An 18074-nucleotide genomic window follows, 5' to 3' on the forward strand; every position below is an offset into this window, starting at 1 on the left:
CAAGACACCGGAGATCCCAGGTCAAATTTTGGTTAACACTCTTTTGCTGACTCGGAAAGCATCTCTAGCCTGTGGCCTCCTTGCTCGTTAACGCTGCGTATAGATCTGAGAGGCCACTAGACATGGCGAAAGTCGACCAGGCTGCTACGCCGGTAGCCACAAGCGACACCGGCGGCGGCCTGCGCCGAGATGTGGGACTCATCGGCCTGATGTGGGCGTCGGTGGGTTCCATCATCGGCTCCGGCTGGCTCTTCGGTGCCGAGAAGGCCGTCGTCGCGGCCGGCCCCGCTGCGATCATCTCGTGGGTGATCGGCGCGGTGGCGATCGTGCTGCTCGCCCTCGTGCACGCCGAGCTCGGCGGCATGTTCCCGGTGGCGGGCGGCACCGCCCGTTACCCGCACTACGCCTTCGGCGGCCTGGCCGGCATGTCCTTCGGCTGGTTCTCCTGGCTGCAGGCCGCGACGGTGGCCCCGATCGAGGTCGAGGCCATGATCGGCTATGCCAAGCACTGGCACTTCGCCGACGGACTGCAGAACGCCAACGGCACGCTGACCACCAGCGGCATCGTCGTCGCGGTGCTCCTCATGGCCCTGTTCGTCGCGGTCAACTTCCTCGGCGTCCGTGTCCTGGCGCACACCAACAGCGCCGCCACCTGGTGGAAGATCGCGGTCCCGCTCGCGGCGATCTTCGTCATCGCGATCGGCAACTTCCACCCGGGCAACTTCACCTCCGAGGGCTTCGCGCCGTTCGGCGCCAAGGGCGTCCTCACCGCGATCAGCTCCAGCGGCATCATCTTCGCGCTGCTCGGCTTCGAGCAGGCGATCCAGCTGGCCGGCGAGAGCCGCAACCCCAAGCGTGACCTGCCGCGCGCGACGCTCGGCTCGGTCGCGATCGGCGCCGTGATCTACGTCCTGCTCCAGGTCGTGTTCATCGCCGCCCTGCCGCACGCCACCTTCGCCAAGGGCTGGGCGAACCTGGCCTACGCCGGCATCAGCGGCCCCTGGGCGGGTCTCGCCTCGCTGGTCGGTCTGGGCTGGCTGGCCTGGGTCCTGTACGCCGACGCGATCATCTCCCCCGGCGGCACCGGCCTGATCTACACCACCGCCACCTCCCGCATCTCCTACGGCCTGGCCAAGAACGGCTACGCGCCGAAGGTCTTCGCCAAGACGGACAAGCGCGGTGTGCCGTGGTTCGGCCTCGCGATCTCGTTCGTGACGGGTGTGATCTGCTTCCTGCCGTTCCCGAGCTGGCAGACCCTGGTCAGCTTCATCACCTCGGCGAGCGTGCTGATGTACGCCGGCGCCCCGCTGGCCTACGGCGTCTTCAAGGACCGGCTGCCGAACCACGAGCGTCCGTACAAGCTGCCCGGCGGCAAGTTCATCTCGCCGCTGTCCTTCGTGGTCGCCAACCTGATCATCTTCTGGTCCGGCTGGGACACCCTGTGGCGCCTGGGCTGCGCGATCCTGATCGGCTACGTGCTGCTCGGCTCCTACGCCTGGTACGCGATCCGCAAGGACCTGCCGAACGCGCCGCGACTGGACTTCAAGGCCGCGCAGTGGCTGCTCCCCTACCTGGCGGGCATCGGCGTGCTCTCCTACCTCAGCACCTTCGGCGGTAACGGTGACCTGCCGCTGTGGTGGGACATCCTGGTCGTCGCCGCCTTCTCGCTCGGCATCTACTACTGGGCCAAGGCGACCGCCTCGGCGCCCGAGCAGATCGAGCGCGACATCGAGGAGGTCGTGGTCACCGACGCCCCGGCGCACTGACCCCGCCTCTCCCCTGGTGTCCCGTCAGCCGGATCCGGCTGACGGGACACCGTCATAATGCGGGGATGATCTCCCCTTCCCCCCACCTGGGCTCCGCGCCCGGGGAACGCCGTACGGTCGTCGTCGTGGGCGCCGGGCCGGCCGGGCTCACCGTCGGCAGCATCCTGCGGGCCGCCTCCATCGACTGTGTCGTCCTGGAGACCGAGAGCAGGCAGTTCATCGAGACCCGGCCGCGCGCCGGTGTCATCGAGGAATGGGCGGTGCGCGAACTCGGCCGGCGCGGACTGTCCGAACGGCTCCTGGAGCGGGCCGAGTCGCACAGCGCCTGCGAGTTCCGCTTCGACGGCGAGCGGTACCGCTTCCCGTACGCCGACCTGACCGGCAGCCATCACTACGTCTACCCGCAGCCGTTGCTGGTGACGGACCTGGTGCGGGAGTACGCCGACGTACGCGGCGGCGACATCCGCTTCGGCGTGCGCGACGTCACGCTGCACGACCTGGACTCGGACCGGCCAGCGGTGTCGTACCGGTGCCCGGAGACGGGTGAACGGCGGCTGCTGCACTGCGACTTCGTGGCGGGCTGCGACGGGGCGCGCGGGGTGACGCGGGACGCGATACCCGCCGAGCGTAGGCGGATCGCGCGGCAGGACGACGGCATCGGCTGGCTGGCGCTGCTCGCGGAGGTCCCGCCGTCGACGGACTGCGTCCTGTTCGGCGTCCATCCGCGCGGTTTCGCCGGTCAGATGCCGCGCAGCCCGGAGCTGACCCGGTTCTACCTCCAGTGCCCGCCGGGCGACGATCCCGCCAACTGGCCGCACGACAGGGTCTGGACCGAGCTGCGCGAGCGGCTCGGCGCGGCCGGAGCGCCCCCGCTCACCGAGGGCCGGCTGATCGAGAAGCGCGTCCTGGACATGCACCACTACGTCGTCGAACCCCTCGCCCACGGACGGCTGTTCCTCGCCGGGGACGCCGGTCATCTGGTCGCACCCATCGCCGCGAAGGGCATGAACCTCGCCCTGCACGACGCCTTCCTCCTCGGCGACGCGCTCGCGGCACACGTGACGAGGGGCGACGGCAGCGGCCTGGACGGCTACTCGGCGGCGTGTCTGCGCCGGGTGTGGGACTACCAGGAGTTCTCGCAGTGGCTGTCGGACATCTACCACGGCGTCGCGTCCGGCGACCCGTTCCGCGCCGGCACCACACTGGCCCGGCTGCGCCGCCTGTTCACCTCACCGACCGCGGCGGCGGCCTTCGCCGAACAGTACCTCGGCACGGCGACCGCCTACTGAACGCGTACCGCAGGGTGAGCCACCCGCAACCGGCCTCGGACCCGCACCCGGCACCCGGCACCCGGCACCCGGCACCCGGCAGTCAGCGATGTGATCGGCATGTCTGTTCCAGCCGCGGCGTCCCCTGCCGGGTCCGACCTGAGGATCTCTCCAGGGACCGTGGAACAGACCTGCCGATCGCCGGGCTCAGGCGACCCCGAGACCTTCCAGCACCTCGGCGCCTGGGAGGTCGGCGAGGGCCTTGCCGGGGATCAGCAGCTTGCCGCGTCGGCGGCCGCTGCCGACGAGGACGTAGGGCAGGTCGACCACGGCCGAGTCGATCAGCAGCGGCCAGTCGGCGGGCAGTCCGACCGGGGTGATGCCGCCGTACTCCATGCCGGTCTCGCCGGTCGCCGTCTCCATCGAGGCGAAGGAGGCCTTGCGGGCACCGAGCCGGCGGCGGACGACGCCGTTGACGTCGAGCCGGGTCGTGGAGAGGACCACGCACGCGGCGAGGGTGGTCTCGCCGCCCCGCTTGCCCGCGACGACCACGCAGTTCGCCGACTGCTCCAGCAGCTCGCGGCCGTAGTGCTCCACGAAGACGGCCGTGTCGGCCCAGCGCGGGTCCGTCTCGACGTAGAGGACGCGGTCGGCGGGGACCGTCCCCTGCCAGGTGCGTACGGCGTCGGCGACCGGGGCGGTCAGCTCCTGGAGGCAGTCCGGGACGGGGATGGCGGTGTCGAACTCTCCGATGGGTGCGCGCATGGCCGCACGCTAACAGCCCGCCGGGGCGCGGTTCAGCGCACGGGCGGCACGGAGACGGCCATCACCATCTCCATCGGTACGTCGCCCTCGTTGCCGTAGGTGTGCGAGGTGCTCGCCTCGAACGTGGCGCTCGCGCCGGTCGGCACCAGGTGCTTCACGCCGTCCACGGTGAGGGTCAGCTCGCCGGCGGTGACATGGACGAGTTCCACCGTGCCCACCGGGTGCGGTTCGGAGGGGCTCTGTTCACCGGGCATCAGCCGCCAGTCCCACATCTCCAGCGGACCGGGTGCCTCCGTGCCGGCGAGGAGGCGGTTGTAGCTGCCGGCGTCCGTGTGCCACAGCCGTACGGCCTGCTCGGCGGGGACGATGCGGACGGTGGGGCCCTGTTCGTAGTCGAGCAGGGTGGTGATGCTGATGCCGAGCGCGTCGCCGATCTTGACGACGGTGCCGATGCTCGGGTTCGTCCGGGCCTGCTCGATCTGGATGAGCATGCCGCGGCTGACGCCCGCGCGGGCGGCGAGCGCGTCCAGCGTGAAGCCGCGCTCGGTGCGCCAGCGCTTGACGTTGCGCGCCAGGGACTGGGTCAGCAGGTCGAGGTCCGACACATCACGTCCATCGATGAGGGTTCAATATACGGGATGACAGAGTTCACTTGACTGAACTACGGTGGGGTGTACCCGCTCGTTCATCGAACTGTACTGCGAGGCCGGCCGTGACAGCATTCTTCGCCCTGACCACCAGCCTTCTGTGGGGTCTGGCCGACTTCGGCGGCGGACTGCTGACCCGGCGTACGCCGGCGCTGACGGTCGTGGTCGTCTCGCAGGCCATCGCGGCGACGGTCCTCGGCGCGATCGTCGTCGCGACCGGCGGATGGAGCGAGGCCGGGCCGCGCCTGTGGTTCGCGTTCGCCGCGGGGCTGGCCGGACCGATCGCCCTGCTCTCCTTCTACAAGGCCCTGGCGCTCGGCCCCATGGGGGTCGTCTCGCCGCTCGCCACGCTGAGTGTGGCCGTTCCGGTCGGCGTCGGCCTGTTCCTCGGCGAGCGGCCCGGACTGATCCAGTTCGCGGGCATCGCGGTCGCCGTCGCCGGGGTGGTCCTCGCGGGCGGTCCGCAGCTGCGCGGCGCGCCGGTACAGCGGCGGACGATCCTGCTCACGCTGGTCGCGGCGCTGGGCTTCGGCACGGTCTTCGCCCTGATCACGGAGGCCTCGACCACCGTCACGGGCCTGTTCCTCGCCCTGTTCGTCCAGCGGCTGACGAGCGTCGCGGTCGGCGGGGCCGCGCTCGCCGTCTCCGTCCGGCGAGGCGGCCGGGCCGTGCCGGAGGGCGGCTTTCCTTGGGCCTCGCTGCCCGCGCTGGCCTTCGTCGGGCTCGCCGACGTGGCCGCCAACGGCACCTACGCGGTGGCCGCCCAGCACGGCCCGGTCACCGTGGCGGCCGTCCTCGCCTCGCTGTATCCGGTGGTGACCGCGCTGGCCGCGCGAGGCTTCCTCAGCGAGCGGCTGCGGGCGATCCAGGCGGCGGGCGCGGGACTGGCGCTACTCGGCACACTCCTGCTGGCGACAGGCTGAGCCGACCTGCAGTTCCGGTCCCGGCGGAACCAGCCGACGGTTTCCGGCCCCGACCGACCCGACCTGCGACTTCCAGCCCCGGCCAAGCCGGCCTGCGGTTGGCGGTCCCAGACCGACCCGACCTGCGAATTCCAGTTCCGCCGGAATCAGCCCAGGGCGTCCAGCCCCGGCCGAGCCGACCCCGGCTTCCGGTCCCAAGCAACCCCGGGCTTCCGGTCCCGGGCCGAGCCGGCCTACGACTCCCCCGGCGGAATCAGCCCACGGATTCCAACCCCGACCGACCCGACCTCCGGCTCCCGGTCTCGGGCCAACCCGACCTACGACTCCCGCTTCCGGCGGAATCAGCCCAGGGCGTCCAGCCCCGGCCGAGCCGACCTCGGGTCCGGTCCCGAGCCGACCCGACCTGCGACTCCCAGTCCCGCCGGAATCAGCCCAGGGCGTCCAGCCCCGGCCGAGCCGACCCCGGCTTCCGGTCCCAAGCAACCCCGGGCTTCCGGTCCCGGGCCGAGCCGGCCTGCGGCTCCCAACCCTGACCGACCCGACCCCCGGCTCCCGGCCGACCCGACCTACGACTCCCAGGCCCGCCGGAATCAGCCCACGGTTCCCAGCCCCGACCGACCGAACTCCGGCTTCCACTCCCGGCCCAGCCGACCCCGACCTCCGGCTCCGAGCGACCTCCGGCTTCCAACCCCGACCGAGCCGACCCCGGGCTTCCAGCCCCGACCGATCCAACCCCCGGCTCCCGGCCCCAGGCCGACCCGACCTACGACTCCCAGTCCCGCCGGAATCAGCCCAGGGCGGCCAGCCCCGGCCCAGCCGACCCCGACCTCCGGCTCCGAGCGACCTCCGGCTTCCAACCCCGACCGACCCGACCTACGGTCACCCGGTCCCAGGCCGACGCAACCTACGACTCCCAGACCCGCCGGAATCAGCCCACGGAATCCAGCCCCGACCGACCCGCCCCTGCCTCCCCGTCCCGCCCGGCTCAGCCCTCGGTTTCCAGTTCCGCGAGACGGGCCACCCCGGCGTCGTCCAGTTCCGCCAGTGCCCGCAGTTGTTCCGGCGTCGTCCCTGCCGGGAAGGGCACCGGGGCCGGTGTCCTGAGCGGTGGCTGCCAGCCCTGCTCGGCCGTCCAGCGCCGGACGACCCGGGCGGGCGCCCCCGCCACCACAGCGTGGTCCGGCACCGTGCCGCGTACGACCGCGCCGGCCGCGACGACCACGTTCCGGCCGATGCGCGCGCCCGGCAGGATCACCGCGCCGGTGCCGATCCAGCAGCCCGGGCCGATCTCCACCGGCTCCATGCGCGGCCACTGCCTGCCGATGGGCTGGTGCGGGTCGTCGTAGGAGTGGTTGGTGGAGGTGACGTAGACGTACGGCCCGAAGTAGCAGTCGCTGCCGATGGTGACCGTCGTGTCCGCGATGACATGGCTGCCGCGGCCGAGGACCACGCCGTCGCCGATGCGCAGGATCGGGTCGGGTCCCAGGTCCAGGTCCGGCATGAGGCCGGCGGTCAGGGTGACCTGTTCGCCGATGATGCAGTGGGAGCCGAGGTGGATCCAGGGCTCGCCGAAGACGGTGCCGAGCGGGAAGGCGAGCCGGGTGGCCTCGCCGATCGCGCCGAAGCGCAGGCGGCCGGGACGGTCGGCGGTGACGGAACCCGTGCGCTGAGCCCAGGCCCAGGCCGCGTGCACCGCGCGTTGGGCGAGGCGGCGGCGCCAGGACGAGAACGTGTTCTTGGGCTTCGGCACGGGCTTACGTTACTCAGCGGTTGCCTTCGGCGAGAGGGTGGGCTGCTGTGATCTTTGCCCCACGCGGTGTCGTACCGTGCGGGTACTTACGGATGCGAGGAGACGGTGATGACACAGCAGGCGCTGATCGTGGGCATCGGGGGCAAGGAGCCCCAGGTCGATCCCGAGGCGTTCGTGGCGCCCACGGCTTCCCTGATCGGGGACGTTTCGCTCGGGTCCGGGGCCAGTGTCTGGTACGGCGCGGTGATTCGGGGCGATGTCGAGAGGATCACCGTGGGAGCGCAGGCGAATGTGCAGGACAACGTCACCCTGCACGCCGATCCCGGGTTTCCGGTCTCGGTCGGGGAGCGGGTCTCCATCGGGCACAACGCGGTGGTGCACGGGGCGACCGTCGAGGACGACTGTCTGATCGGTATGGGGGCGACCGTGCTGAACGGGGCGGTGATCGGCGCCGGGTCGCTGGTGGCCGCTCAGGCGCTGGTGCCGCAGGGGATGGTGGTACCGCCCGGGTCGCTGGTGGCCGGGGTGCCGGCCAAGGTGAGGCGTGAGCTCACGAAGGAGGAGCGGCAGGGGGTCACCCTCAATGGCACGGTGTACGCCGAGTTGGCCAAGGCGCACAAGGACGTGCATCAGTAGAAGCGTTCGCGGGGAGCGGGAGCGGGTGCGTGCGCCCCTGTCGGGGCGCCTTACTCCCCGGCGCTCACCGGCTCTGCCTCTCGGTCCGCCTGCTGCTGGGCCTTCTTCGCCTTGCGCTTGATGATCAGCATGGTGGCGAGGCCGAGCACCACCGCCGCCCCCAGGCCCACGTAGGAGAACTTCTTCAGCCAGCCCTCGGCGACCACGCCGACGTAGTAGACGGCGGCCGTGGTGCCGCCCGCCCAGCAGATGCCGCCGAGGACGTTGGCGATCAGGAACTTCCAGTACGGCATGTGGAGGACGCCCGCGAGCGGGCCGGCGAAGATGCGCAGGAGGGCGATGAAGCGGCCGAAGAAGACCGCCCACATGCCCCACTTCTCGAACGACCGCTCGGCGGTGGCGACATGGCCCTCGCCGAAGTGCCTCGGGAACTTCCCGCCCAGCCAGGCCAGCAGCTGGCGGCCGCCCTTGCGGCCGATCGCGTAGCCGATGGAGTCTCCGATCACGGCGCCCGCGGTCGCGCACGCGCCGAGGACGACCGGGTTGACGCCCGAGTGCTGGGAGGACATCAGCGCCGCCGAGACCAGGATGATCTCTCCGGGAAGCGGGATGCCCAGGCTCTCCAGTCCGATCACCAGGGCCACCACGGCGTAGACGGCGGCCGCGGGCACCGTGTCGAGCCATTCCTGGACGTGCACCGCGGGATCCTCCCCTGTCGCTGTCCTTGCCTTCCGGGCCGCCGCATGTAAAGCGCGTCCCAAGGGAAGGCTACCTGGTCGGCGGTGAACGGCGGCTTGCGCGCACCCGCCCGGCGGCACCGTCCCGCCCTCGCGCCTTCGGTTTCCGGACATCCCCGTGTCACGCGGGAGGGGAAGGCTCCCCGCGGTATCGCCCGACCCGCCTCCCCCAGGTCCCCGCCGCGGGACCCGCTGCGGAAGGACGACGTCCCCGTGTCCTCACTGTCCCCGTCCCCCTCGCTCCCGTCCCCCTCTCTTCCCTCCCCGCCGTGTCCCCGGACGGCGGATCCGCTCCCCGCCGGCTCCGGTGTCCCTGCGGACACCGGTCCCGATTCCGCTCCCCGGCCCGCGTCTCCCCTCGCGGCCCGGCACATACGGCTGGCCCTGTGCCTGGCTCCCCTGCTGCTCGCCGCCGGCTGGGCCGTCGCCAACCGGCCGGTGATGTACGAGGGGGTCCGGCGGCTGGTCGCGGCCGACCCGGGGTGGCTGCTGGCCGGGGCCGGTTTCACCTGCCTGAACTGTGTGGCGGCCACCTGCGTCCGGCAGGGCGCCCTGCCCGACCGGGTGCCCCCCGGGCTGCTGCTGGCCTCGCAGTTCGCCGCGGGTGCCGCCAACCACGCGCTGCCGGGCGGGCTCGGCGCCCATGCCGTCACCCTGCGCTTCCTGCGGGGCCAGGGGGTGCCGTCGGCCCGGGCCACCGCGTCGATCGGGCTGTACTCGCTGGCCAAGTCCGGCGCGAAGACGCTGGTGCTGCTGGCGTTCCTCGCCGCCTCGCCGGCCTGGCGGCGTCTTGGGGATCTGGTCCCGGACGGGCGGCTGGTGGTTCCGGTCGCCGTCGTCGTGGGCGGGGCCGTCGCGGTGGCGGGGGTGCTGCTGACGGTCGTACGGCCGTTGCGGCGGCCGGTGACCGGGCTGCTGCGCACCGCCCTCGCCGATGCGCGGGAGGTGCACACGCGGCCCTCCCGGGTGGTCGCGCTGTGGGGCGGGGCGGTGGCGATGCCGCTGGTGCAGGGAACCACCCTGGCCTGTGTCGGTGCCTCGCTCGGTCTGGGGCTGCCCTGGGAGCACGTGGTGCTCGCCTATCTCGCGGCGGGCACGGCCGTCGGGGCGGTTCCGGCGCCGGGCGGGTTCGCGGTCGACGCGGCGCTGGTGTGGACGCTGATCACCTTCGGTGCCGCGCCGGCGGCGGCCACGGCGACGGTCATCGGCTACCGGGTGCTGACCGACTGGGTGCCACTCTTGCCGGGCACCCTGACGCTGTCCGCGCTGATCCGCGCCAAGGTGCTGTGAGCCGGTTCCGGCTGACCGGTGGTGATCAGGTGCCCGTGAAGGTACCCATGAAGGCGCCCGTGCCGGGCCGTGCCGGGATCACTCACGGCGGGCCACCAGGCGGTAGGCGTTGGCCAGGCCGAGGCGGTGGGACAGGGGGCGTATCGCGAACCGGTCGAGGAGCGTCGCCGTGATGAGCGCGGGCACCCCCGCGAGGAGGAGCGCGGTGCGCACGGTACGCCGCAGGGCGCCGGGCGGCTCGGGCAGCCAGGGGGCGTCCTCCCGTGGGGCGGCGTGGTCGAGGGCCAGCCAGACCGCGGCGAGCAGGTCGACCGGGTCGTGCGCCGCGGCGTGCTGCTCGGCGACCACCGTGAAGCCCAGCTCGGTCAGCCGGCGCCGGAGGTTCGCGACCGGCATGAAATGCAGGTGCTGCGGCTGGAGCCAGGGCAGCCACCAGCGGCCGAGCAGCCGGGCGTAGCGGCTCTCCGGGTCCGGCACCTCGACGAGGAGGTGGCCGCCGGGGCGTACGGCCTGGTGCGCGGCGCGGAGTTCGCGGTCCGGGTCGGTGCTGTGCTCCAGGTAGTGGAACATGCTCACCACGTCGTAACGGCCGGCGAGTTCGGGGGCGAGATCGGGGAAGGCGCCGCGGTGGGCGTGGTCCACGCGGCCCTCGCGGGCGGCGAGTTCGACGCCGTCGGTGAAGTCGAGCCCGTCGAAGGCGGTGCCGGGCAGGACGGCCCGGGCGCTCGCGCAGAAGTGGCCGTGGCCGGTGCCGACGTCCAGCCAGGTCTTGGGCGCGGGGTCGTGCGGGAGCATCGCCTCGGCACGGGCCCGGTACATGGCGCCACGGCCGCCGAAGGTGCCGCTCATGCGCTGTTCGCCGAGACCGTCGTAGAAGTCCCGGTAGTAGAACTCCAGGCCTTCTCCGGTGAGTCGGGGGTTCTGGAAGAGGTGACCGCAGTCGGCGCAGCGGTCGAGGGTGAAGCGGCCGGGCTTGTGCTGGAGCAGGTCGGTGGTGCGCAGGCGGGTGGTGAGGCGGTCCGAGCCGCACCAGGGGCAGTGGGTGCGCCTGGGCGCGAGGAAGCGGTCCGTGCCGGCGGCCAGGTCCTCCTGATAGGCGGGGCGCAGGGCGGCGATGCGCGCCGCCCTGCCGCTCTTGTCGTTCGTGGCCTTCTTGCTGTTCTTGGCGCTGTTGGCCTTCGTGGCGCCGTGGTCGCTCATCGGCCCTCCGCTGCGAGTCGTTCGAGATGGGCCGCCGCGGCCCGGGCGCCACCCGCCGCGCGGAACGCCGTGCGGATCCGGGCGGCGGCGGCCCGGTGGGCGGGATCGGTGAGGACGGTGTCGAGGGCCGCACCCAGCTGGTCGGCGCGGACCCGGCCGAAGCGGACCCGGACGCCGGCGCCGGCGTCCACGACCTGTCCGGCCACCACGGGCTGATCGTCGCGAATGGGCGCGACGACGAGCGGGACGCCATGCCACAGGGCCTCGCACACGGTGTTGTGTCCGGCATGGCAGACGACCGCGTCCATCCGCTCCAGCAGCGCGAGTTGGGGCACGGACGGAAGGACCAGGACGTCCTTGTCGCCGGCCGGCACCGCGAGCATGCCGCCCGGGTCGGCGATCACCGCCTGCACCCGGTCGGTGCGCTCCCGCAGCGCGCGGAGGCACTCGGCGAGGAACCGGCCGCCCGCGTCGGCGTTCGCGGTGCCCAGGGTCACCAGGACCTTCGCCCGGGCCTGGTCCAGCAGTTCCCAGGGAAATGCGGGGCCCGCCGGTCGGTCGGCGAGACAGGGGCCGACGTAGTGGATGTGCGGTGCCAGCGGTGCCTGGGGACCGATGAGTTCGGGTGTGCTGAAGATCAGCAGGAGGTGCGGCGAGGAACGCGGGTCGGCGGTCCCCGACGGGTCCCCGATGCGGGCGCGCAGTTCGGTCAGGCGGTACCGCAGCCAGGCGGCGACCTTCGGCAGGCCGTCGTAGGCGCCGGTGAACTCCGCCGAGGTGGTGGCCGAGGTGGCCCACGGCAGTCCGAGGCGATCGGCCACCAGGGCGCCCGCGAAGGCCTGCTGGTCGGCCACCACCACGTCCGGGCGGAACGCCTGGGCCGCCGCCCGGACCCCCGGTGCCATGGCGTCGGCGAGCGGGAGCAGGTACCACTCCCACAGGAACTTCAGCGCCTGAGCGCCGCGCAGGTCCGGCGGCCGTACGGCACCCTCGGCGCCCGGCACCGCGCCCGCGCAGCCGAACACCTCGGCGTCGGCGCCCGCGAGCCGCCGTACCAGCGCGGGGTCCGCGCACACCCAGGCCACGCGGTGCCCGCGCGCGGCCAGCCGGGCGGCGACGCCGACGGCCGGGTTGACGTGACCGGTCAGCGGCGGCACCACGAAGAGGAAGGCGCTCATCGGATCCCCGCCCCGGCGCCGATCAGGTCCAGGACGTGCCCGCCGACGGCCGTCGGCGCCTCCACCAGCACCGAGTGCTCGTGCCCGGGCAGCACGACCGCCCGGTAGTCGGTCAGCAGCACCCGCATCAGCGGGACCAGGTCCGCGAGGTCCGACTCGCCGCCGTAGACGCCGAGGACCGGGCAGCGTACGGCCCTGATCGCGGCCTCGGTCAGCACCCGGCTGGCCGGGATGTCCCGGCCGAGGGTGGTCTCGCGGGCGAGCCGGGCCGCGCCCTTGGCCAGCCGGGCGGTGTTGTGGCCCCGGTGGGCGGTGATCCAGGCGATCGCGTCGGGCTCGTTGTGGGCGAGCTGGTCCATGACCCGGTCGAGGATGCGGCCGAGCTTCGCCGCCCACGCCGCGGTCGCGGGCTCGGACTCGATCAGCGTCAGACTGGCCGTGCGTTCCGGGTGGCGGGCGGCGAAGCCGAAGGCGATCGTGCCGCCGTAGGAGTTGCCGACGAGGTGGACGGGGCCGGTGACGGCCAGCCGGTCGAGGAGGGCCTCCAGGTCGTCGATGTTGTGGTCGAGGGTGTAGCCCCGCGGCGGGCGCTCGCTGCGGCCGTGGCCGCGCAGGTCGTACATGACGACGTCGAGGCCGGCCCCGGCGAACGCGGGCGCGACGGTGAAGTAGTAGCTGGCCAGGCTGTCGGTGAGCAGCCCGTGCACCAGGACGACGGTGCCGTGCGGGACGCGGCCGTCGGCCGGCCCCGTGCGCTGGACGTGCAGCCGGATCCCGCCGGCGTCGACCATCGCCATGGCTCAGCCCGCCTGCGGGGTCTTCAGGCTCCACACCACGTGCTCCACGAGCCGGCCGACGGTCAGCTCGATGATCTCGTCGAACTCCATGCCGGCCAGGAACTCGGCGAGGTTGACCCGCCGGCCGTAGCGCTCCTCCAGCAGTCCGGCCAGGGTGACGAGGTCGATGCTCTCCAGCTCCAGGTCGCGGTTGAAGGTGGTGGACATGCCGATGACCACGTCGTCGTCGCCGTACTCGGCGAGCACGGTGCGGAGCATGCCGGTGAGGTCGGCGAGCACGGTGTCGGCGGTGGGCTGCGCCGGGGCCGGCTGGGTGGGGTTCATCGGGGGTACTCCTCGGCTGGTTCGTCGGGGTGTCCGGCGCCCGGACGTCCGTCGTCGGGATGGTCATCGTCGGGACGGCCGCCGTCGGTGCCAGGCCCGGTCGTCCAGGCCACCACGTACGTGCGCGGTTGCAGGGCGGGCGGGTTGGCCACCGGTGCGCAGTGCACGGTGTAGACGCGTTCCAGGCGGCCGGAGACCAGGAGCCGGCTGCCGTCCGGCGCGGCCTCCAGTACCGCGAAGTCCCGTGGTCTGCCGCCGAATCCGCCGCCCTCGGCCTTGGCGACCGCCTCCTTGGCGGCCCAGAACCGGGTGAACCACACGGCCTCTGCGCCGTGCGCCGCATGGACGCGCAGCAGGCGCAGTTCGGCCGGGCCGAGCGCGGTGGCGAGGGTCGCCGGGTCGCGCTCGGTGACCTCTTCGATGTCGATGCCGGGGCCGGGCCGCGGGGTGTGCGGCCGGACGACCGCCACGGCCGCCTCGGCGCGATGGGCGAGCGAGACGTCCAGCGGGGGCAGGGCACGGCCGTGGACGCCGGTGACGTACGGCCGCCCCGACTCGTCGTTGCGCACGCGCAGTTCCGCGGGGAAGACGGGTCCTTCGCCGTGCCGCCAGAGCCACTGCCGTACGGCGTCCTTGGCGGCGATCCGGCCGAGCAGCCACTGGCGGCGGCCGCGCGGCGGGCGTTCGGCGTACTCGGCCCGTTCGGCGCCGCCGAGCGAGTTGCGCATGATCAGCTCGCGGGAGGCGAGGTCCGGCCAGCGCTCGTGCACCAGCGTCCAGCCGCCCGGCATGGCCTGGGAGAGGGTGTTGCGGTCCGGGAAGCGTTCGACGGGCCGGGTGGTGGGGTCGTTGTCGAAGCGGCGGTCCTGCCAGCCGCCGATCACCGCCCATACCCGGCCGCCGACGGTGAGCTCCGCGTCGGCCTCCAGGACGGTGTCCGTGAGGGAGGTGATCCGCAGCACGCAGCCGACCTCGGTGCCGGGGGCCGGGTGCGGTCCGTGGATCCGCAGGTGCCGTATCCGCACGGGGAAGACGACCGTCCGCTCGGTGCGGGTCGCCATGATCCAGTAGCCGAGCAGCTGGCCCACGTTGTCCAGCAGTGCGCCGGGCGCGGCGGGCGCGGTGATCACACCCCGGATGTGCCGCTCGCCGATGGCGGTGAGGTCGGTCAGGCCCTGGAAGCCGGGGCCGTGAAACATCCAGCGGTCCCGGTAGAGCTGGGCGGCGGTGTGCTCGGGACGGCGTTCCGGGGCGTCCGGGAGCGGGCTGGGCGGGGGTGGTGCGGGGTGACGCGCGGCGAGCTCGACCGTGGCGCGGGCCGTGGGGCCGAAGGTGACGGTGACGCGGGCCGGGTGGCCGGGGGCCGCGGTGACGGTGACCGGTACGCCGACGGGTGGTGTGGCGGTGAGCCAGCGGTCGAAACGGGCCTCGTGCACGGCGGCCGCCCGCAGGCCGGGGGCCGCCGCCTCCGCCGCGTCCATCATGTGCCGGACGATCGTGGTGGCGGGGACGACCGGCCAACGGTCCTCGATGTCCGGCCAGTCGGGGCGCTGGGGGAAGAAGCAGTGGTCCAGGAGGTGGGGCATGGTGTGGGGGGAGATGTGGACGGTGGTGGTGGTCGGGGGCGGGGCTGTGGTGGGGGCGGGCGCGGGGGCCGTCGCCGTGAGGGCGGCGCCGCTGCGGTCGCGCCGGGCGCTCGCCGCGATCAACTGCGCTGCCGTGTCCGCGGTGTCCCGCAGCAGGGCGGTCAGCTCGGCGGCGGCCGGGAAGTGCGGGGCATGGTCGTCCAGTTCGCCGAGGTCCGGGCCGACCGAGCGGGCCGCGGGCCGCACGACAGGTGGTACCTGGCGCAGTTCTGCGCGGAGCGCGTCCAGCACTGGTCCGTCCAGGGAGACGAGGGCCCCGCCGAGGTCGAGCCGGACGGGTGCGCGGCGCCCGTGGGCCGGTGTGGTCGCCGTGACGGCCGGCGACCCGGCGGGCGTGGCCGGCGCGAGGTGCGGGGACCTGGCCGGCACCGTCGGCGCGGTGTGCGGCGGCACCGTGGCCCGCGTCGCCGGGGTCTGCGGCGGCACCCCCGCTGCCACGGCCGCTCCTGCGGTCCACAATGCCATGGCGACACGGCGCAGTTGGGGCATGCCGCCGCGCTCGGGCACGTTGGCGGCCACGGCCAGGTGGTCGCGGTCGCCGAGGGTGTCGGCGATCAGGGAGGTGAGCCGTCCGGGGCCCGCCTGGACGAAGACGCGGTGCCCGGCGGCGTACAGGGCCTCGGTCAGCTCGCGGAAGCGGACGGGCTCCAGCAGATGCCGTACGAACAGCTCGCGTACCGCCCGCTCGGCCCGGGGGAAGGGCGCGGCGGTCGTCCCGGACCACACCGCAACGGTCGGCGGGTGGAGCCGGAAGCGGCCGGCGGCCTCCCGGATGGGCGCCAGGTACGGCTCCAGCATCGGCGTGTGGAAGCCGGAGCGGAAGGGCAGCACCTGGCAGATCACGCCCTGCGCGCGCAGGGATCGTACGAACTCATCGACCGCCGCGCCGGGCCCGCAGACCATGGACTGGCGGGGCGCGTTGTCGTGGGACAGCTCGATCCCGGAGCCCGCCCAGGACTCGGCGAGCAGCGCGCGGACGTGCGCGGCGGAGGTGCCGAGGGCGGCGAAGGCGAGCCCGGGGACGGTGACGGTGTCCGGGTCGAACTCCGCCATGAACGCATCCACCTGGTCGGGGGCGTACAGCCCGCCCACCGCCATGGCCGTCCACTCGCCGACGCTGTGTCCGGCGACCGCGTCCGGTACGGCGCCCATGCGGCGCAGGGCCTGGTCCAGCAGGCGGCCCACCCCGACGACCCCGAAGCCGTGCCGGCCGACGTCACCGACCGGGACGTCCGCGCCGGGCAGCGGGGTGAGGCCGAAGTGGGCCGCGATGTCGTCGGTGCGGGGCGTGAAGGCGCCTTCCAGGCCGGGGAAGACGAACGCCAGCCGGCCGCCGCCGCCCGGGCCGAGCAGCGGGCCCGGCCGGAACCACACATCGCCCCGGCCGTGCCAGCCACGCCCCTTGGCGACCGCACGGCGGGCCAGGGCGAGCCGTTTCGGCGTCGGGTCCACGATCCCGAGCCGCACCGGACCGGCGTCGGGGTGCGTCCGGTGCGGGTCGAGACCGGCGGCGAGGACGACAGAGTCGCCGGCGCCGAGGACGGCCGCGAGGTCCGGCACACTCCCGGCGGCGAGCAGCAGGACCCGCTCGGGCTCGGCGACCTGCGCGCGAGCGGACGCCGAGCGCGCACCGGACGCCTCGTCCGGCACCGGTCGGGCACCCGTGGCTCCCGCGCGGCCGTAAGGCGCACCCCCCGCACCCCCGGCCTGCCCCGGCAGGGAGCCGAGCCCCGGCGCCTCCTCCAACACCACATGGGCGTTGATCCCGCCGAAGCCGAAGGCGTTCACGGCGGCCCGGCGGACCGGCTGCCGGACGTCCGACTCCCAGGGGCGGGACTGGTCCAGTGTCCGGAAGCGGGTGGCGGCGAGGGCGGGGTGGGGGTCGTCGCAGTGGAGGGTGGGCAGGAGGGTGCGGTGGTGGAGGGCGAGGGCGGCCTTGACCAGGCCGGCGACCCCGGCGGCCGGCATGATGTGGCCGATCATCGACTTCACCGAGCCGAGGACGGGGCGGAGGCCCTGGCCCTCGGCGGGCCCGAACACCTCGGCGAGGGTGGCGAGTTCGGCCGTGTCTCCGGCGGGGGTGGCGGTGCCGTGGGCCTCCAGCAGGCCGAGGGAGTCCGGTGCGGCCGGATCGAGCCCGGCGGCCCGCCAGGCCTGGCGCACGGCTCTGGCCTGCCCGCCCGGGTCCGGCGCGGCCAACCCCGCCGTACGGCCGTCGCCGGCCACGCCCGTGCCGCGGATCACCGCGTAGACGCGGTCGCCGTCGCGTTCGGCGTCCGCGAGCCGCTTCAGTACGACGACGCCCGTGCCCTCGCCGATGAGGATGCCGTCGGCCTGGCGGTGGAAGGGACGGATGCGCTGGCTCGGGGACAGAGCGCGCAGTTGGGCGAAGACGCTCCACAGCGTGATGTCGTGGCAGTGGTGCACTCCCCCGGCCAGCACCAGGTCGCAGCGGCCGGTGGTGAGTTCGGTGACCGCCTGGTCCACGGCCACCAGGGAGGAGGCGCAGGCCGCGTCCACGGTGTACGCGGGGCCGCGCAGGTCGAGCCGGTTGGCGATGCGGGAGGCGGCCAGGTTCGGCACCAGGCCGATCGCGGACTCCGGACTGTCGGGGCCGAGCCGTTCGGTGAACGCCGCGCGGATGCGGTCGAGTTGGGCGCCGGAGAGGTCGGGTAACAACTCGCCGAGGGTGCGGGTCAGTTGCCCGGCCGTGCGCACGCGCTGGTCTAGGCGGACCAGACCGGGGGTGAGGTAGCCGCCGCGGCCCAGGGCCACGCCGATCCGGTCCCGAGGCGGCAGCCGTTCCTCGCCGCCGGCGTCCGCGAGCGCGGCGGCGGCCACGTCGAGGGCGATCAGCTGGTCGGGCTCGGTGCCGGGCACCGAGGCGGGCATGATGCCGTAACGGGTGACGTCCACCTCGGCGAGGCCGTCCACGAAACCGCCGCGCCTGCAGTAGATCCGGTCGGGGGCGGCGGGTCCGGTGGCCGAGCCGGGCCGGTAGTAGTCGACGTCCCAGCGGCCCGCCGGGACGTCGCCGATCGCGTCGACTCCGTCGCGCAGGTTGCGCCAGTAGGCGTCGAGGCCGGGGGCGCCGGGCAGCAGCACCGCCATCCCGACGATGGCGACGGGGGATTGACGTACCGTCAT

At 73.6% G+C, this 18074-nt stretch carries 14 protein-coding genes; 5 read left to right on the top strand and 9 right to left on the bottom strand.

Annotated elements, in window-relative coordinates:
• The first annotated feature begins 122 nt into the window (after positions 1-122).
• The gene (locus ACQPXS_RS10240; protein WP_433448985.1) at positions 123-1766 is read left to right on the top strand and encodes an APC family permease; all 1644 of its coding nucleotides are present in this window, start codon (positions 123-125) and stop codon (positions 1764-1766) included.
• Between the two features lie 65 nt (positions 1767-1831).
• Entirely contained in the window at positions 1832-3055 is a 1224-nt protein-coding gene (locus tag ACQPXS_RS10245; protein WP_433448986.1) for a 4-hydroxybenzoate 3-monooxygenase, read from the top strand.
• Positions 3056-3241: 186 nt separating this feature from the next.
• Here the strand turns inward: ACQPXS_RS10245 and ACQPXS_RS10250 are convergent, their stop codons facing one another.
• The gene (locus ACQPXS_RS10250; protein WP_433448987.1) at positions 3242-3799 is read right to left on the bottom strand and encodes a YbaK/EbsC family protein; all 558 of its coding nucleotides are present in this window, start codon (positions 3797-3799) and stop codon (positions 3242-3244) included.
• A 32-nt stretch (positions 3800-3831) separates the two neighbouring features.
• Positions 3832-4404 (bottom strand): XRE family transcriptional regulator, encoded by a 573-nt coding sequence (locus ACQPXS_RS10255; protein WP_351807939.1) that lies wholly within the window; start codon positions 4402-4404, stop codon positions 3832-3834.
• Between the two features lie 107 nt (positions 4405-4511).
• Between ACQPXS_RS10255 and ACQPXS_RS10260 the strand changes: the two genes are divergently transcribed.
• Positions 4512-5369 carry an EamA family transporter gene (locus ACQPXS_RS10260; RefSeq protein WP_433448988.1) on the top strand — a complete coding sequence of 286 codons (858 nt, stop codon included), beginning with the start codon at positions 4512-4514 and terminating at the stop codon, positions 5367-5369.
• A gap of 985 nt (positions 5370-6354) precedes the next feature.
• Here the strand turns inward: ACQPXS_RS10260 and ACQPXS_RS10265 are convergent.
• Positions 6355-7119, bottom strand: coding sequence for an acyltransferase (locus ACQPXS_RS10265; protein WP_433448989.1), 765 nt, complete (start codon positions 7117-7119; stop codon positions 6355-6357).
• A gap of 108 nt (positions 7120-7227) precedes the next feature.
• On the opposite strand from ACQPXS_RS10265, the gene ACQPXS_RS10270 reads away from it, so the two are divergent.
• Positions 7228-7755, top strand: a complete 528-nt coding sequence (locus ACQPXS_RS10270; protein ID WP_433448990.1) for a gamma carbonic anhydrase family protein — start codon at positions 7228-7230, stop codon at positions 7753-7755.
• A gap of 50 nt (positions 7756-7805) precedes the next feature.
• Here ACQPXS_RS10270 and ACQPXS_RS10275 read toward each other — a convergent pair whose 3' ends face one another.
• Positions 7806-8453 carry a DedA family protein gene (locus ACQPXS_RS10275; RefSeq protein WP_433448991.1) on the bottom strand — a complete coding sequence of 216 codons (648 nt, stop codon included), beginning with the start codon at positions 8451-8453 and terminating at the stop codon, positions 7806-7808.
• A 252-nt stretch (positions 8454-8705) separates the two neighbouring features.
• On the opposite strand from ACQPXS_RS10275, the gene ACQPXS_RS10280 reads away from it, so the two are divergent.
• Positions 8706-9782 (top strand): lysylphosphatidylglycerol synthase transmembrane domain-containing protein, encoded by a 1077-nt coding sequence (locus ACQPXS_RS10280; RefSeq protein WP_433448992.1) that lies wholly within the window; start codon positions 8706-8708, stop codon positions 9780-9782.
• A 78-nt stretch (positions 9783-9860) separates the two neighbouring features.
• Here ACQPXS_RS10280 and ACQPXS_RS10285 read toward each other — a convergent pair whose 3' ends face one another.
• From ACQPXS_RS10285 to ACQPXS_RS10305, 5 genes are all read right to left on the bottom strand, one after another.
• Positions 9861-10898, bottom strand: coding sequence for a class I SAM-dependent methyltransferase (locus ACQPXS_RS10285; protein WP_390683194.1), 1038 nt, complete (start codon positions 10896-10898; stop codon positions 9861-9863).
• An 80-nt stretch (positions 10899-10978) separates the two neighbouring features.
• The gene (locus ACQPXS_RS10290; protein WP_433448993.1) at positions 10979-12160 is read right to left on the bottom strand and encodes a glycosyltransferase; all 1182 of its coding nucleotides are present in this window, start codon (positions 12158-12160) and stop codon (positions 10979-10981) included.
• Positions 12157-12957, bottom strand: a complete 801-nt coding sequence (locus ACQPXS_RS10295; protein WP_433448994.1) for an alpha/beta fold hydrolase — start codon at positions 12955-12957, stop codon at positions 12157-12159. Before ACQPXS_RS10295 ends, ACQPXS_RS10290 begins: the two co-directional genes overlap by 4 nt.
• Before the next feature lie 3 nt (positions 12958-12960).
• Complete coding sequence (locus tag ACQPXS_RS10300) at positions 12961-13281, bottom strand: acyl carrier protein (RefSeq protein WP_433448995.1); 321 nt, start codon at positions 13279-13281, stop codon at positions 12961-12963.
• Complete coding sequence (locus ACQPXS_RS10305; protein ID WP_433448996.1) at positions 13278-18074, bottom strand: beta-ketoacyl synthase N-terminal-like domain-containing protein; 4797 nt, start codon at positions 18072-18074, stop codon at positions 13278-13280. Before ACQPXS_RS10305 ends, ACQPXS_RS10300 begins: the two co-directional genes overlap by 4 nt.

This window comes from Streptomyces sp. CA-142005, assembly GCF_050942335.1.
Lineage (GTDB): Bacteria > Actinomycetota > Actinomycetes > Streptomycetales > Streptomycetaceae > Streptomyces.

Bases quoted from the DNA above. Each gene is read 5' to 3' on its own strand.
- ACQPXS_RS10240 (WP_433448985.1), top strand. From the start codon at position 123: ATGGCGAAAGTCGACCAGGCTGCTACGCCGGTAGCCACAAGCGACACC.
- ACQPXS_RS10245 (WP_433448986.1), top strand. From the start codon at position 1,832: ATGATCTCCCCTTCCCCCCACCTGGGCTCCGCGCCCGGGGAACGCCGT.
- ACQPXS_RS10250 (WP_433448987.1), bottom strand. From the start codon at position 3,799: ATGCGCGCACCCATCGGAGAGTTCGACACCGCCATCCCCGTCCCGGAC.
- ACQPXS_RS10270 (WP_433448990.1), top strand. From the start codon at position 7,228: ATGACACAGCAGGCGCTGATCGTGGGCATCGGGGGCAAGGAGCCCCAG.
- ACQPXS_RS10290 (WP_433448993.1), bottom strand. From the start codon at position 12,160: ATGAGCGCCTTCCTCTTCGTGGTGCCGCCGCTGACCGGTCACGTCAAC.
- ACQPXS_RS10295 (WP_433448994.1), bottom strand. From the start codon at position 12,957: ATGGCGATGGTCGACGCCGGCGGGATCCGGCTGCACGTCCAGCGCACG.
- ACQPXS_RS10300 (WP_433448995.1), bottom strand. From the start codon at position 13,281: ATGAACCCCACCCAGCCGGCCCCGGCGCAGCCCACCGCCGACACCGTG.
- ACQPXS_RS10305 (WP_433448996.1), bottom strand. From the start codon at position 18,074: ATGACGGTACGTCAATCCCCCGTCGCCATCGTCGGGATGGCGGTGCTG.